This is a genomic window from Bacillus sp. FSL W8-0645 (assembly GCF_038007905.1).
GTDB classification, from domain to species: Bacteria; Bacillota; Bacilli; order Bacillales; family Bacillaceae; genus Bacillus; species Bacillus pumilus.
Window position 1 is genome coordinate 1735443 of record NZ_JBBOYC010000001.1, and the last position, 16476, is coordinate 1751918.

The 16476-nt window shown below is 41.2% G+C and carries 13 protein-coding genes; all 13 read left to right on the forward strand.

What is annotated here, in order from left to right:
- Positions 1 to 59: 59 nt before the first annotated feature.
- The 13 genes from NST39_RS08705 to NST39_RS08765 all read left to right on the forward strand — a co-directional run bounded on the left by NST39_RS08705 (position 60) and on the right by NST39_RS08765 (position 16380).
- The gene (locus tag NST39_RS08705; RefSeq protein ID WP_065097306.1) at positions 60 to 536 is read left to right on the forward strand and encodes a MarR family winged helix-turn-helix transcriptional regulator; all 477 of its coding nucleotides are present in this window, start codon (positions 60 to 62) and stop codon (positions 534 to 536) included.
- The gene (locus NST39_RS08710; RefSeq protein WP_341027929.1) at positions 514 to 3633 is read left to right on the forward strand and encodes an MMPL family transporter; all 3120 of its coding nucleotides are present in this window, start codon (positions 514 to 516) and stop codon (positions 3631 to 3633) included. Before NST39_RS08705 ends, NST39_RS08710 begins: the two co-directional genes overlap by 23 nt.
- 31 nt (positions 3634 to 3664) lie before the next feature.
- Complete coding sequence (gene ymfI / locus NST39_RS08715; RefSeq protein ID WP_341027932.1) at positions 3665 to 4393, forward strand: elongation factor P 5-aminopentanone reductase; 729 nt, start codon at positions 3665 to 3667, stop codon at positions 4391 to 4393.
- 73 nt (positions 4394 to 4466) lie between these two features.
- Positions 4467 to 4724, forward strand: coding sequence for a DUF3243 domain-containing protein (locus NST39_RS08720; RefSeq protein WP_003211590.1), 258 nt, complete (start codon positions 4467 to 4469; stop codon positions 4722 to 4724).
- A 131-nt stretch (positions 4725 to 4855) separates the two neighbouring features.
- Positions 4856 to 5647, forward strand: a complete 792-nt coding sequence (locus NST39_RS08725; RefSeq protein WP_099725785.1) for a DUF3388 domain-containing protein — start codon at positions 4856 to 4858, stop codon at positions 5645 to 5647.
- Positions 5648 to 5670: 23 nt separating this feature from the next.
- Entirely contained in the window at positions 5671 to 6582 is a 912-nt protein-coding gene (locus NST39_RS08730) for a helix-turn-helix domain-containing protein (RefSeq protein WP_003212257.1), read from the forward strand.
- 75 nt (positions 6583 to 6657) lie between these two features.
- Positions 6658 to 7239, forward strand: coding sequence for a CDP-diacylglycerol--glycerol-3-phosphate 3-phosphatidyltransferase (pgsA, locus tag NST39_RS08735; RefSeq protein ID WP_044141864.1), 582 nt, complete (start codon positions 6658 to 6660; stop codon positions 7237 to 7239).
- Positions 7240 to 7255: 16 nt separating this feature from the next.
- Positions 7256 to 8506: a competence/damage-inducible protein A gene (locus NST39_RS08740; RefSeq protein ID WP_341027938.1), complete on the forward strand. Its 1251-nt coding sequence runs from the start codon at positions 7256 to 7258 to the stop codon at positions 8504 to 8506.
- A gap of 177 nt (positions 8507 to 8683) precedes the next feature.
- The gene (gene recA, locus NST39_RS08745; RefSeq protein ID WP_003211102.1) at positions 8684 to 9724 is read left to right on the forward strand and encodes a recombinase RecA; all 1041 of its coding nucleotides are present in this window, start codon (positions 8684 to 8686) and stop codon (positions 9722 to 9724) included.
- A 501-nt stretch (positions 9725 to 10225) separates the two neighbouring features.
- A complete protein-coding gene (gene rny / locus NST39_RS08750; protein ID WP_003211958.1) occupies positions 10226 to 11788 on the forward strand; it encodes a ribonuclease Y in 1563 nt (520 codons plus the stop codon).
- A gap of 88 nt (positions 11789 to 11876) precedes the next feature.
- Entirely contained in the window at positions 11877 to 12671 is a 795-nt protein-coding gene (locus tag NST39_RS08755) for a TIGR00282 family metallophosphoesterase (RefSeq protein ID WP_003212177.1), read from the forward strand.
- Between the two features lie 201 nt (positions 12672 to 12872).
- Complete coding sequence (gene spoVS / locus NST39_RS08760) at positions 12873 to 13133, forward strand: stage V sporulation protein SpoVS (protein WP_029281188.1); 261 nt, start codon at positions 12873 to 12875, stop codon at positions 13131 to 13133.
- A gap of 202 nt (positions 13134 to 13335) precedes the next feature.
- Complete coding sequence (locus tag NST39_RS08765; protein WP_341027943.1) at positions 13336 to 16380, forward strand: efflux RND transporter permease subunit; 3045 nt, start codon at positions 13336 to 13338, stop codon at positions 16378 to 16380.
- Positions 16381 to 16476: the final 96 nt, after the last annotated feature.

Genomic DNA, 16476 nt, shown 5'->3' on the forward strand with positions numbered 1-16476 from the left:
TTTTGTTCATTAGTTAAACTCTTTAATAGTTAAACACTTAAACTAAAAAGGAGCAGCGTATGGAACAAAAAAAAATTGCACAGCTCATTCAGAGGTATGCAGACGTCTATCTCATGTTGGAGAAAAAAGTATCGAGTATGATCACAGAAAAGCTTGATAAAGAGCTGACACTTGATCAGTATTTCTCGCTTCGATACATCAATTTACATCCAGGGTGTACATCAACAGACCTAGCTAATGTATGTAATGTGAATAAAAGTGCTGTGACATCAATGACAAACCGTCTATTCACAAAGAACTACATTGTTCGTGAGCACGATCAGGCTGATAGAAGAAATGTGCATCTGTACGTAACTCCAGAGGGCAAAGATGTGGTTAGCCGAATGGAAAAACAGCTTCAGGGTCTTGTTCGATCTTATTTCGAAAAGCTGGAAGAAAAAGAAATGGAATCATTTATTCAAACATATGAAAAGATCTATCAAGTAATCATCGAAGAGGAGGCACAAAGTACTAATGAAAGCAATCATAAAGGGTAGATGGCTGATCACGATTTTATGGATCGTATTAGCGGCAGTGTTACTCATCACCGCTCCTAATATGGCGCAATTAACAAAAGAAAAAGGGCAAATTTCAGTACCAGACGGCTATCCGTCCTCATATGCAAATCAGTTATTAAAGAAAATGTCTGAAAACGGTGATACAGAAAAATCAATTGTCATTGTCTTTCAAGAAAAGAACATCGTCAAAGAAAGAGAAACATCTTTAAAAAAGGCAATGGAGATTTTAGAAAAGGACCAAGATCTACATGTCGAGGACATCACTTCTTATTTTGACGCCAATAAAGATATCAAAAAACAGATGCTCTCTAAAGATCGCACGACGCTTCTTGTTCCAGTTACATATGACTCAAACAAAATCAAAGCTTCCGATTTTAAAGAAAGAGTCAATGAAAAGCTGAAGAGCTTAAATCTGACATATGAAATGACAGGACAGCCGTTAATTGATGATGACGTGATCACAAGCTCGCAAGAAGGTCTGAAGAAAACAGAGTTTATTACGATTGGGTTTATTCTCATCGTTCTTGTCCTTGTCTTTAGATCAGCTGTGGCGCCTTTCGTTCCATTAGTCGCAGTAGCTCTGTCTTACTTGGTGAGTCAATCCATCGTGGCTTATTTAGTTAAATATCTCGACTTCCCGCTCTCGACCTTTACCCAAATTTTCATGGTCGCGATCATGTTTGGAATAGGAACAGACTACTGCATTCTACTTCTCAGCCGCTTTAAAGAAGAGATCGCACACGGTAAAGATAAAATTGAGGCGATTCTCATTACGTATAAAACAGCAGGGAAGACTGTTTTATTCAGCGGAATTGCTGTGCTCATCGGTTTTACATGTATTGGTCTGGCACAGTTTCAGCTCTATAAATCAGCTGTTGCAGTAGCAGTTGGTGTCGCTGTGCTCATTGTGGCGCTTCTCACGATTGTTCCGTTCTTTATGGCGGTTTTAGGAAAAGTGTTATTTTGGCCGATTAAAGGTGATATTGCGCATCCGCAGTCAAAAATGTGGGAGACAGCAGGACGCTTTTCATTTAAAAAACCACTTTTCAGTTTACTAATCGTAGGAGTCATTACGCTTCCTCCCATTCTCATGTATAAAGGAACGCTTTCTTATAATAGCTTAGATGAAATCGGTAATAAATATGAATCAGTCAATGCATTCAATACGATTTCCGACAAATTTGGGCCAGGAGAAGCTCTACCGGCAACGATTGTCGTGAAATCAGCTGATCTGTTAGACAACAATAAAGGGCTGATTGCTGTTGAAAAACTCAGCCGTGCAATTGAACAAACAGATGGCGTAAGTAAAGTGAGAAGTGCGACACGTCCTGTCGGTAAAGGACTAAGTGATCTATACGTGAAATCACAAGCCAAAGAACTGAATACCGGACTTGATAAAAGTAATGAAGGCTTAAAAAAAATCCAAGATGCACTGACGACAATGAGTCAATCCATTGAGGATCAAACGCCGCAAATCAAATCATCTGGAAAAGGTATTAACAAATTGATTTCTGGTACAGAATCAGTGCAAACAGGCATTCAAAATATCGAAAAATCGTTGAGAGATTTACAAAGCGGAATCGATCAAAACAAAAACGGTGTTGCACAGATTAAAGAAAAAATTAAAGGTGCGAAAAAAGAATTAACGGCCCAAGTCGCACAAGTGAATCAGCAAGTGTCGCTGTATAAAAGCATTTCCAAAGAATTAAAGGCAGCATTGGCGCAGGTGGATACGTCATCCTCTGCCGCAGCGGATGTAAAAGCATTAATCACACAAGCAAATAAACAGTTTAGTACACTTGAAAAACAAATTCCGCAGGTGAAAGAAAATCAATCGTATCAAGCCATCAAAGCTTCATATAATGAACTTTCTACGACCTTGCAAGAAGGGGCGAAACAGGCAGACAGCTATGCCAAACAAGCGAAAGAAGCTAGAAAACAGCTTGAAGCAGCAGATGCCTTTATCGCAAAAGCTAGAGAGCAGCAAAAAGTTTTGACGAGTCAAATCGATGAGCTCATTGCTGGCTTAGATGCAATTGAAACTGGATTGGATAAAACGTCTAAAGGTCAAGGACAAATAGCTGATAATATGCCAAAGCTTGCAAATGGTGCCGGGCAAGTGATTGATGGTCAAAAACAAATGAAAGAAAAGATTGGCGGCTTCGGTGATGACCTGACCAAGCTGACAGACGGGCTGAACAAAAGCGTCGATGGCTTGGAGAAAATTTCAAGCGGACTAATGGGTGCAGGTGACTACTTAGACGAACTGAAAAATGCACCAGATCAAGACATGGCCGGCTGGTTTATCCCAAAAGACGTGCTGAAAAACAAAGCATTCAAGCAAGTATTTGATTCATACATGTCGGATGACCGCAAGATGACAAAGATTGATGTCATTTTAGAAAAAAATCCATATGGCAACGAAGCCATGTCGACGATCAAACAAGTAGAAGCTTCTGTCAAGCGGGCACTTCCTGAAACGAATTTAAAAGATGCATCATTCGGCGTTTCAGGTGTATCAAGTATGAACGCTGATTTAAAACAGCTGTCAGACCAAGATTTCAATAAGACGGTTCTTTACATGATGATCGGTATTTTCCTCATCCTGGTGATCCTGTTCCGTTCGCTTGTGATGCCGCTGTACTTGGTAGGTTCACTTATTTTGACTTACTTTACAGCTATCGGAATGACAGAATTTATTTTCACTCATTTCTTCGGATATCCTGGTATTAACTGGGCGGTTCCATTCTTTGGATTTGTCATATTAATGGCGCTCGGAGTCGATTATTCGATTTTCTTAATGGAGAGGTTCAATGAATACAAAACAAAAGACATTCAGTTTGCGATGACCGAATCAATGAAAAATATGGGCTCTGTCATTATGTCTGCTGCTGTTATTTTGGCAGGAACATTTGCAGCCATGCTCCCTTCAGGAGTGCTGTCTCTCCTGCAGATTGCAACTCTTGTTCTCACAGGACTTTTGCTGTACGCACTCGTTGTGCTACCATTGTTCGTACCTGTGATGGTGAAATTGTTCGGATCAGCGAACTGGTTCCCATTTAAACGAAAAGAATAGATATTTCAAATAGAAAGTAGGAATCCATGTGATGAGTCGATGGGCGCTGATAACAGGTGCCAGTGGCGGGATTGGGCAGGCTGCGGCAAAAAAGCTCGCCCAGGAAGGTTGCCATGTGATACTCCATTATCACAAAAATGAACAGACAGCCGTGCAGCTTGCCGCTGAGCTGGAAGAAACATGTCATATTCAGACGCATGTCGTTCAAGCGGATTTAGCCAAAATGGGCGGTGCAGATGAGCTCGTCAGCCGTCTGCCCGTATCTCCGGATATTCTTGTGTTAAATAGCGGTAAGAGTCATGTCGGATTAGTGACAGATACAGATAAAGACGTATTAGCCAGTATGGTGCAGCTTCATGTGACAAGTCCATATGAGCTCACCCAGCACCTATTGCCAGCCATGATTCAAAAAAAAACAGGTCATATCGTTGCGATAAGCTCGATATGGGGTGAAACAGGTGCATCGTGTGAAGTGCTGTACAGCATGGTGAAGGGGGCGCAAAATGCGTTTATTAAAGGTTTGGCAAAAGAGCTTGCCCCAAGTGGAATTAGAGCAAATGCTGTTTCACCAGGTGCTGTCCATACAGACATGATGAAAAGCTTCACACAAGAAGATATTGAAATGCTGGAGGAAGAAATCCCGCTTGGCCGGCTTGCATCACCTGAGGAGATTGCTGATGTCATTTGGTTTCTCGCCTCAAAGCAGTCAAGTTATATGACAGGTCAAATTTTATCCGTTAATGGCGGCTGGTACTGTTAAAAAACGTGTATAATTCGTCTCTCCATGACAAAAGCTATGGCTGTAATTCATCTTTTCGAATGGAGGAATCGACATGTCAGTACTTGAGAACTGGGACCATTGGAAAAACTTTTTAGGTGACCGTTTAAATCATGCGCAGGATAAAGGCTTAAAAGATGATACCATCAATAACCTTGCGTATGAAATTGGCGGATATTTAGCTAACGAAGTTGAAGCAAAGAACGAGCAAGAAAGAGTACTTGCTGACCTTTGGAGCGTTGCATCAGAAGATGAGCAGCGTGCAATTGCCAATATGATGGTCAAACTGGTTGAAAATAATAGCTCGCACTAAACAAAAAGAGGGGTCGTTTGTGCCTCTCTTTTTATTTTAACTGTTTCACAACATTGTGCTTTCTAAAAATGTGAAAATGCTTTATGATATAGGAAGGTAAAAATTTGCCACAATGAAGGGGGTAATATCATTTGGCAAAGCTCGAATGGTATTTTGAATATGAGATACATGTAAACCGTCCCGGACTTTTAGGAGACATTTCATCTCTAATGGGGATGCTTTCAATTAATATTGTGACAATTAATGGTGTTGATGTATCAAGACGCGGAATGCTTTTGCGCTGTGACCATACAGATCAAATTAAGCGCCTTGAATCAATTTTAAATACAATGGAAACGATAAAAGTAACGAAATTAAGACAGCCAAAACTTCGTGACCGCTTAGCGGTTCGTCACGGCAGATATATTCAGCGTGATGCAGATGACAAAAAGACGTTCCGATTTGAAAGGGACGAGCTTGGTCTTCTTGTTGATTTTATGGCTGAGCTATTTAAAAAAGAAGGGCATAAATTAATTGGGATTCGCGGGATGCCGCGTGTCGGAAAAACAGAATCAATTGTGGCTTCAAGTGTATGTGCCAGCAAGAGATGGCTTTTTGTATCGTCCACTCTTTTGAAACAGACGATCCGAAGCCAGCTGATTGCGGATGAATACAGCCCAGATAACGTCTTTATTATTGATGGAATTGTGTCGACGCGAAGAGGTTCTGAGAAGCACTTGCAGCTTTTAAGAGAAATTATGAGACTGCCGGCAACAAAAGTAGTTGAGCATCCAGACATCTTTATTCAAAATTCAGAATATACAATGGATGATTTCGACTATATCATTGAATTGCGTAATAGTGCAGACGAAGAGATTACATATGAGCACGCTGAAGAACCACAAGTGTTTGATCATTCTGGTTTTTCTGGCTTCGATTTTTAATATGGTAATGGTAGGTGTTTGTTTTGACTGAATTGGGAAAACGGCTCATTGAGGCCAGAGAGGAAAAAGGGATGTCGCTGGAGGATCTTCAGACGGTGACCAAAATCCAAAAGCGCTACTTGCTAGCAATCGAACAAGGAAACTATGATATTATTCCAGGTAAATTTTACGTCAGAGCGTTTATTAAACAATATGCCGAAGCCGTTGGACTAAATCCTGAACAATTGTTCGAAGAATTTCGTAAAGATGTGCCGAGCACGTATAACGATGAAGTATCTGATAAATTATCAAATATAAAGCCGCAAAGAGAGCTGCCTAAGCCTGCCTCGAAGGTGCTTGAGCTGCTGCCGACCATTTTGATTATTGGAGGCGTCCTTGTGGTCATCGCGATCATTTATGTCATCGTGCAGGCGGTCAATCATGATAGTGGACAGAAGAACAACCAGACGGCTCCTCAGCAGTCAGAATCTAAGTATGAAGTATCTGAGGATTCATCTCTTGCAAAGGATCAAAAGAAAAAAGAAAAAGCTTCGTCAGATGATCAAGAAAAATCATCTAAAAAAGATGACTCATCAAAGGATTCATCCAAAGACGATGAAACGGTCTCTTTGAAGGCAGCGAATACAGAAGGCTCAACGACAACGTATGAAGTGTCAGGCGCAGATGAGATGGAGTTAACCATTTCTGCTACAAAAGCTTCTTGGCTGCGCGTCAGAGACGAATCTGGAAAAGTGCTGAAAATGGGTGAACTAAAAGATGGTGAATCGTTTAAAACAGACCTGTCTGAGCTCTCTCAGGTCGATATCCGTCTAGGCAATGCGACTGGAATTGATATTAAGGTGAATGACGAGACACTTAAGTACGAATTAGACCCTAAGAACACCATGACACAAAACATTGTGATTGTGAATAAAGGAAAGGAAAAGTCATCTTAAGCAAGTAGATGACTTTTCTTTTGTTCCTACTATTATATATACATAAAAAAATGGCTTATTGGAGGATTGAAATTCATGTTTAACTTACCGAATAAAATAACTCTTTCTAGGATCGCCTTGATCCCTGTTTTTATGATTATTATGCTTGCACCTTTAGATTGGGGCGTTGCACGTTTTGGTCACGTCAGCATCGAAGTGACGCATCTTGTTGGAGCAATCCTGTTTATTGTTGCTTCGACAACGGACTGGATTGATGGGTACTATGCGCGTAAACTGAACTTAGTGACGAATTTTGGTAAATTTTTAGATCCGCTTGCAGATAAATTGCTTGTTTCAGCTGCTTTAATTATACTTGTTCAGTACAACCTCACGCCGGCATGGATGGCGATTGTGATCATTAGCCGTGAATTTGCTGTAACTGGTCTAAGACTTGTACTAGCCGGAGGCGGTGAAGTGGTAGCGGCTAATATGCTTGGAAAAGTGAAAACATGGGCGCAAATCATTGCGATTTCAGCTCTTCTATTGCATAACCTGCCGTTCGAACTTGTATCATTCCCGTTTGGTGACCTTGCGATGTGGGTAGCAGTGTTCTTCACTGTTGTGTCAGGCTGGGATTACTTTGTGAAAAACTGGGAATCTTTAAAGAATGCTAACTAAAAAGGACGTGTACGCTTTGAAGTCAGAGAGAAAAGCAGAAATTATTGCAGTCGGTTCCGAACTTTTGCTAGGGCAAATTACGAATACGAATGCACAATTCATCAGCAAACAGCTAGCTGAAATTGGTGTGAATGTGTATTACCATACAGCAGTTGGTGACAATCCAGAGCGTTTAAAAAGGGCCATTCAAGTGGCGCAGGAAAGATCGAATTTTATTATCTTCTCAGGTGGTCTTGGACCAACGAAAGATGATTTAACAAAAGAAACCATCGCGAGTACACTTGGAAAAGAGCTCGTGCTAAATGAAGAAGCATTTGAATCCATTCAAGAATACTTTCGAAAGACTGGACGAGACATGTCACCGAATAACCGGAAGCAGGCACTCGTTCTAGAAGGATCTGATGTGCTCGTGAACCGGTTTGGGATGGCCCCAGGTATGTTTATTCAAGAAGACGATACGTTTTATATGCTACTTCCTGGACCACCAAGTGAACTGCATCCAATGTTTGAGAACGAGGCGAAGCCGCTGATATCTGAGAAACTGGACTTAAAGGAAAAAATCGTGTCTGTTGTTCTCCGCTTTTTCGGAATCGGTGAATCACAGCTTGAAACAGACCTAGAAGATTTAATTGATGCTCAAACCAACCCAACGATTGCACCTCTCGCATCTGACGGTGAAGTGACACTTAGGCTCACGGCTAAGCATGAGGATGAAAAACAAACGGAGCGTCTGTTAAAAGAGACGGAAGCGAAAATTTTAGCGCGTGCAGGAGAGTACTTCTACGGGTATGGTGATACATCACTTGTCCGTGAAGCTTCCAAGGCCCTGCACGAACACGGGAAAACAGTGGCAGCGGCTGAGAGCCTGACAGGCGGAATGTTTTCTGAATGGCTGACAGACCTTGAAGGTGCATCGTCGATTTTAAGCGGCAGTATCGTTTGTTATACAAACCAAGTCAAACAGCAGGTGCTTGGCTGCCGTGAGGAAACATTGTCTTCTCATGGTGCTGTTAGCAAAGAGTGTGCTTTAGAGCTTGCTGAAGGTGCTAGAAAGCTTACGGGAAGTGATATTGGCATTAGCTTTACGGGTGTAGCGGGCCCTGATACCCACGAGGGACAGCCTGTCGGAAAAGTGTTCATCGGGCTATCTACGAAAGACCACACAGACGTGTTTGAATGGATGTTTACAGGAAGCCGGTCGGGCATTCGAAAGCGCGCTGTGAAATACGGACTGCAACACTTGCTCAATTTATTAAAAGAAAGTTAATTTTGTTTTTTGTTAGGTTTACTCCTTTATAAAAGAGTGTTTTTTCTAATAGAAATCACTCTTTTCTTAAAAATCTGCCAAGAAAAAAATCGAATATGTGTTCGTTTTTTTCTTGGCAAATGACGTGAAACAAGGTATAGTATAGATAGTGGAATTGATAAAGGAGGAAACAATAGAATGAGTGATCGTCAAGCAGCCTTAGATATGGCTCTTAAACAAATAGAAAAACAGTTTGGTAAAGGCTCTATTATGAAACTAGGAGAGCGAACAGATACACGTATTTCAACAGTACCGAGTGGTTCGTTAGCACTTGATACTGCACTAGGAATAGGTGGATATCCTCGCGGCCGTATTATTGAAGTATATGGTCCAGAGAGTTCTGGTAAAACGACAGTAGCACTTCATGCCATTGCTGAGGTTCAGCAGCAGGGAGGACAAGCTGCATTTATTGATGCAGAGCATGCGCTCGATCCAGTCTACGCTCAAAAACTAGGTGTCAATATTGATGAGCTGTTACTTTCTCAGCCTGATACAGGAGAACAAGCACTTGAAATTGCAGAAGCTCTTGTCCGCAGCGGGGCAGTTGATATTGTTGTTATTGACTCAGTAGCTGCTCTTGTACCAAAAGCAGAGATTGAAGGAGACATGGGTGATTCACACGTTGGTCTACAAGCACGCTTGATGTCCCAAGCACTTCGTAAACTATCTGGTGCCATTAATAAATCAAAAACCATTGCCATCTTTATTAACCAAATTCGTGAAAAAGTTGGGGTCATGTTCGGTAACCCTGAAACAACGCCAGGTGGACGTGCACTGAAATTCTATTCATCTGTTCGTTTAGAAGTGCGCCGTGCTGAACAGCTGAAGCAGGGCAATGACATTATGGGGAATAAAACGAGAATTAAAGTGGTGAAAAACAAAGTAGCACCGCCATTCCGTATTGCAGAAGTAGATATTATGTACGGTGAAGGAATCTCAAAAGAGGGCGAAATTATCGACCTTGGAAGCGAATTAGATATCGTACAAAAGAGCGGTGCTTGGTATTCTTACCAAGAGGAACGTCTTGGACAAGGCCGCGAAAATGCGAAACAGTTCCTTAAAGAAAACAAAGATATTCTTCTCATGATTCAAGAACAAATTAGAGAGCACTACGGTTTGGATACAAACGGAGTGAAAGCAGCTGAAGAAGAAGAAGGTCAAGAGGAATTGGAAATTTAAAGACTAAAAGACGCTGAAAAGCGTCTTAGATGGTTGACAAAGGGCTAAAATGATCTTGATTTTAGCCCTTTGTCTTCTTTTCAGCGTGATAGAAAACCTTTGAAGTCTAGGAAGGATGAGTACCGGAGCGGAGCGAATTAAACCATTCGTGAGCACCGGAGCGCAGACCTGACACCGAATGCGAGGGTTTGTCTACACGCTAAAGACGCTGAAAAGCGTCTTTTTTTTACATTTACATGACAGCTAGCAGGTCAAAAGTTCTGTCTTTGCTTGAAATAACGACTTACGCCTCAGTCTGACTAGCTTGACAAGTATTTCCGACACAATTACAATGGAAATGTATCACTTGTTTTTCTTAACATGATTGATAACTAATTTAAACTTGACAAGGGCAGTGAGGATCTCATTCCCTGTGAAGGCCCTGTATGTTGAGACACAAAACAATGTACATGCCGACACTTTATTTGTAAAACCAAGTTCATAGCAAGAGGAGGTGAAAATATGTCGCCTACGATGTTTACGATCATCTCCATTTTGCTGAGCCTAATCTGTTTAGTTGTTGGCTACTTTGTTCGTAAAACCATTGCAGAAGCAAAAATATCCGGCGCAAGAAACATGGCCGAACAAATTGTTGAGGATGCAAAGCGTGATGCGGAAGCATTGAAGAAAGAAGCGCTCTTGGAAGCGAAAGATGAAATTCATTCCTTTCGTGTAGAGGCGGAGCAAGAAGTTCGTGAAAGACGTAATGAGCTTCAAAGACAAGAAAACCGTTTACTTCAAAAAGAGGAAAATCTTGATCGCAAAGACGAATCTTTAGATAAACGGGAGTCCCTGTTGGAGAAGAGAGATCATTCTCTGAATGAACGACAACAACATATTGAAGAGATGGAAAGCAAAGTGGATGATATGATTCGTTTGCAGAAAGCCGAGTTGGAACGTATTTCAAGTTTAACTCGAGATGAAGCGAAACAAATCATTCTGGATCAAGTTGAAAATGAGCTTTCCCACGACATTGCAGTCATGACGAAAGAATCTGAAAACCGAGCGAAAGAAGAGGCTGATAAAAAGGCGAAAAACATTCTTTCACTTGCGTTACAGCGTTGTGCAGCTGATCATGTAGCTGAAACGACGGTATCTGTAGTCAATCTTCCAAATGATGAGATGAAAGGTCGTATTATCGGACGTGAAGGACGAAATATCCGTACGTTAGAAACGTTAACAGGTATTGACTTGATCATAGATGATACACCTGAAGCTGTTATCCTATCGGGCTTTGATCCGATTAGACGTGAAACAGCGAGGATAGCTCTGGACAAGCTAGTCCAGGATGGCCGCATTCATCCTGCACGAATTGAAGAAATGGTGGAAAAATCACGCCGTGAAGTCGATGATTATATCCGTGAGATGGGTGAGCAAACGACATTCGAAGTCGGAGTTCACGGTCTGCATCCGGATCTCATCAAAATTCTCGGTCGCTTAAAATTCCGTACAAGTTATGGACAAAATGTCCTGAAGCATTCAATTGAGGTTGCACATCTTGCAGGTCTCATGGCTTCAGAGCTTGGAGAAGATGCAAAGCTTGCAAAACGAGCAGGTCTTCTGCATGACATTGGAAAAGCCATTGATCATGAAGTAGAAGGAAGCCACGTAGAAATTGGCGTTGAGCTTGCGACGAAATATAAAGAGCATCCTGTTGTCATCAACAGTATTGCCTCTCACCACGGTGACCAAGAACCGACATCTATTATCGCTGTTCTTGTTGCGGCAGCAGATGCATTATCTGCAGCACGCCCTGGTGCAAGAAGTGAGACGCTTGAAAATTACATTCGGAGACTTGAGAAATTAGAAGATATCTCTGAATCTTATGAAGGTGTTGAAAAATCGTTTGCGATACAGGCTGGACGTGAAGTGCGTATTATGGTGAAGCCAGATTCAATTAATGATCTTGAAGCTCACCGTCTAGCAAGGGATATTCGTAAGCGAATTGAGGACGAGCTCGATTACCCTGGTCACATCAAAGTGACGGTCATTCGAGAAACTCGCGCAGTAGAGTATGCAAAATAGAGCGGTGCGCTTAGCGCCGCTTTATTTTTTTGTGTAAATATGCAACACTGATAAGAAGTCAATTTATAAGAGAAAGGGTTCAAAGCGCATGAAAATATTATTTGTTGGAGATATTGTCGGTTCACCTGGACGAGACACACTGAAAGAATACTTACCAAAGCTAAAGAAGAAATATCAGCCCCACTTTACCATTGTCAACGGAGAAAATGCTGCTCATGGGAAAGGGATCACTGAAAAAATCTATCATGAACTGCTGCAAGCAGGAGCTGACGTGCTCACAATGGGCAACCATACTTGGGATAAAAGAGACATTTTTGATTTCATCGATGACGCTGCCAACATGGTTCGTCCGGCGAACTTCCCAGAAGGTACACCTGGTAAAGGTCTTACATTTATAAAAAAACAAGGGAAAGAATTAGCCGTCATCAACCTGCAAGGACGTACTTTTTTACCCCCACTTGACTGCCCATTTCAAAAAGTAGACGAGTTAATTGCGGAAGCATCCAAACGTACACCGTTTATTTTTATTGATTTTCATGGTGAAGCCACAAGTGAAAAGCTAGCGATGGGCTGGTATACAGACGGCCGTGCATCATGTGTCGTTGGAACGCATACACATGTTCAAACAGCAGATAATCGCGTTTTGCCAAAAGGAACTGCGTATATTTCAGATGTGGGAATGACAGGACCTTATGATGGCATTTTAGGTGTTGATCGGGAGACGATTATTAAACGATTCAAAACAAGTCTTCCAGTCCGTTTTGAAATTGCAGAAGGCCGCACGACATTAAGTGCAGTGATCGTAGAAATTGACGAACAGTCGAAAAAAGCTGTCAAAATTGATCGAATTTTGATAAATGATGACCATATTTTCTTTGAATAAATGTTCACATATTTATTTCAGAAAAATATTAATCAGAAAGAAGGAATATGCGCCCTCTATCGTGAATATAGTAAAAATGGTAGGTAGCCTGCTATTTTTGAAAAACATTTTGGGGATGGATTTTCAAAAAATAGCATCATCTAACAAAGATTGTTCTAATGAACACTCACTTATCCATTGTAAATTTAAGGGGGAGCAGAAATGGAAATTTTAAAAGTTTCAGCAAAGTCAAATCCGAATTCAGTAGCAGGAGCATTAGCAGGCGTTTTACGTGAACGCGGTGCAGCGGAAATACAAGCAATCGGCGCTGGAGCGCTGAATCAGGCGGTCAAGGCTGTAGCCATAGCAAGGGGATTTGTTGCACCAAGCGGAGTGGATTTGATATGCATTCCAGCCTTTACTGACATTCTTATCGATGGAGAAGAAAGAACAGCCATCAAATTGATTATTGAGCCACGATAATTCTAATTTTATTATTTTCAACCTGCTTACATCATGTAAGCAGGTTGTTTTTGTTTACCACTATACATTTCTTATATAACATATTCAGTTCATGAAATAGATAAAAATGACATATTAGAGCTTGCATTTTTTCACCATGATGATAAATTAAGATTAAGTTAAAAATACTTCATCAAAAATAAATATTTAAGTAGGTGAAATAATGGTTGAAGCTTTTTTGAAAAGAGGAAAGCTTGTTTTTATTTTATTTTTTATTGTTCTCATTGCTGGTGGCTATTTATTTACGCAGCTTCCTAAGCGAGAACTGCCAGAATTCCAAGCGAATATTGTCACAATTTCCACCGTGTTTCCGGGTGCGGATGCAAAACAGGTGGAAATTGATGTAACCAATAAGCTCGAATCAGCCATATCTGATATCAATGGTGTAGAGAAAACGAGCTCTGTTTCTGCCATTGGGTTTTCAAATATTGTGCTTGAAATTGATGATCAAGCCGACTTTCAAAAGGTGGCAAGTCAAATTAAGAACGAAACCACAAGTGCTGCGTCGTCCTTTCCTGACGGAGTGATGGAGCCTGATGTAAAGGATGAGTTTGGCAACGTGCCGGTTGGTTCTTATATGGTTGTGGCAAGTCAATCAGCAGACTTAGCAAAAAGTCAGGAATCGCTGCGTGCGTTGAAGGAAAAGGTTGAGGACATCAAAGGGTTAGACAGTGTCGTCATCAAAGGATTCAATGATAAACAAGCGGTATTAAACTTAGATTCAAGCAAACTAGAGGATGAAGGGTTAAATGTAACGGATGTCACAAATGCCATCAATCAGGAATTTGATACATCTCCACTAGGCGACATTCGGACAGGCGACGAGAAGGTCAAGCTGTCCATCAATACCTACGACCGCTTGGATCAAGTGAAAAAGCTTGAGCTTTTCTCCAAAACGAACCGTGAACCGGTCACAATCAGTCAGCTTGGCAGCTTAAAAGAAGTAGAAAAAGAGAAAAGTGACATTGTGTCGTATAACGGAAAGCCCGCCTATTCATTTACAGTCAATATCAAACCAGGGCTTGATATACCTAAAATGTATGACAAAGTCAGTGATGTTATTGAGAAAGAGAAGCAGCTTCCAAGTGGTGTCGAGTGGGTAAACTACTATTCACAAAAAAGTGAAGTGGATGCCATTTTTAATGATTTGATAAAAGAAGCCATTGTTGCGGTCATCGCTGTTATTGTTGTCACCACACTTGGTCTTACCATTGGCGGTGCGTTTATCGTTTCACTTGCCATCCCATTATCAATCACAATCGGAACGATTCCGCTGCCATTTTTACAAGTGGACCTCAATCAGATTTCGATTATCGGCTTTATCATTGCCCTAGGAATACTTGTCGATGATGCCATTGTCGTCAACGATAATATATTAAGACAGATGAAAAAATATGAAAGTCCGCTGAAAGGAACGATTGCAGGGGTCAAAGAAGTTGCAGGGTCTATTTTGACATCAACACTAGCGGTTGTGTTTGCTTTCTTGCCACTTGTTTTCCTATCAGGTGCAAACGGTTCATTTATACGAGCATTACCGTCTGTTCTCGTAACGACTGTACTTGCGTCTATGGTGATTTCTCTGACACTAGTGCCAGTCTATCAATATACCGTGAACCGAAAAAGACAGAACAAGAAAATTCAAAAAGAGCCAGGGTTCCTAGGCAAACCGTTAAAAAAATTAGCTGATTTTTATGCAGACCGTGTGCTGACGAACATTGTGAAGCGTCCGCTGCTTATGGGCTTAAGTGGTTTGCTTGTTGCAACGCTTGCCTTTTTACTGATTTTCGTCACACCATTTGAATTTTTCCCTGCAGCGAATAAGAAAGAAGTGGTTGTCACTGTCACACTTCCAAGTGAAACAACATTAGACAAAACAAATGAAACATTAGAGAAAATAGAACAAGAGATGAAACAGCAGAAAGGCATTGAAGAAACGGCGATCTTTGCAGGCGGCGGTGTACCGAACCTGTTTAATGAAAGTATTTCAAATGCAAGTGATCATACTGGTCAGGTTGTCGTGAGAGTAGACAATGATCAGATGACGAGTAAACAATTAATAGATCGTATGACAGAGCCATTGCGTAAGAAATTTAAAGATGCTGATATCTTTATGAAAACCATTGTTCAAGGACCGCCAACTGGTGCGCCTGTGACAGTAACCATTGCGGGTGACTCTTTTGCAAAGCTCATTGATGTCAAAGAAACGCTCACAAGTGAAATGAAAGAAAAAGGAGCAAGCTTGATCACTGACGATGTCAATCAGCCGGTAAAAACGATCTCCTTTGAACTAAACCGTGACCGAATGGCAGAAGATGGTCTCAGCGCTCAGTTTGTCAGCAGACAGTTCGGTCTTGTGACTGAAGGCATGCCATTAGGCAGCTTTAAACAAGGAACAAAAGATATCGACTTAGTGGTCAAACAGGATGTAGGTACACATCAAAATGGATTAAAGCTAAACAAAATAAAAGTGCCTGTCAATTCAAATGAAGGCGGTATGCCTTCACTAGAGCCGCTTAGCCGATATGTAAAAGAAAAAGAAACAGAGCAGTACGAAAGCATTCCACATGAAAATGGAATTCCGACCATTACGCTGAAGGCGTACCCTGGCACGTCAGACTCGTTTAAAGACGACATGAAAGAAGTTGTCGATCAAGTAGGAAAAACGGATGAAGCGAAGGATTTAGCCATTTCTCAAGGCGGAGAAAATGAAGATCAATCCCAGTTCTTTATTGAAATTAGTCTCTTATTTGGAGTTGTCTTGCTGCTCATTTATGTGACCATCGCTTTCCAGTTCAATTCATTGATGCTTCCACTATTAGTTCTAGGAACGGTTTACTTAGCGATATCTGGAGCTGTTATCGGACTGTTTGTCACCCAAACGCCGTTCAGCTTTATGGCCACAATGGGAATTGTCTCATTAGCTGGTATCGTGGTCCGAAATGCGGTTGTCTTGTTCGAATTTATTGAGCAGCGGCGTAAGCAGGGATTCGATCAACAGACAGCTGTCATTGAAGCGGGAAGAGCAAGGATCAGGCCAATTTTACTAACAGCATTTACAGCACTTGTCGCCCTTATGCCTGTAGCATTAAGTAATGATCCGCTCTTTAAGCCGCTGGCCATCTGCATTGTATCGGGTGTCTTTTTCTCAACAATTTTGACACTATTAATCGTACCTGCCTTATATATTGCCGTTTCAAAAAGACGGTGACGCAAAAAGCAAATCTCCTTTTCTACGGGGATTTGCTTTTTTATTTAGAAAAATATCCAAAAAAATATGTGGAGTGTTCATTTGTATTTTTGTGGA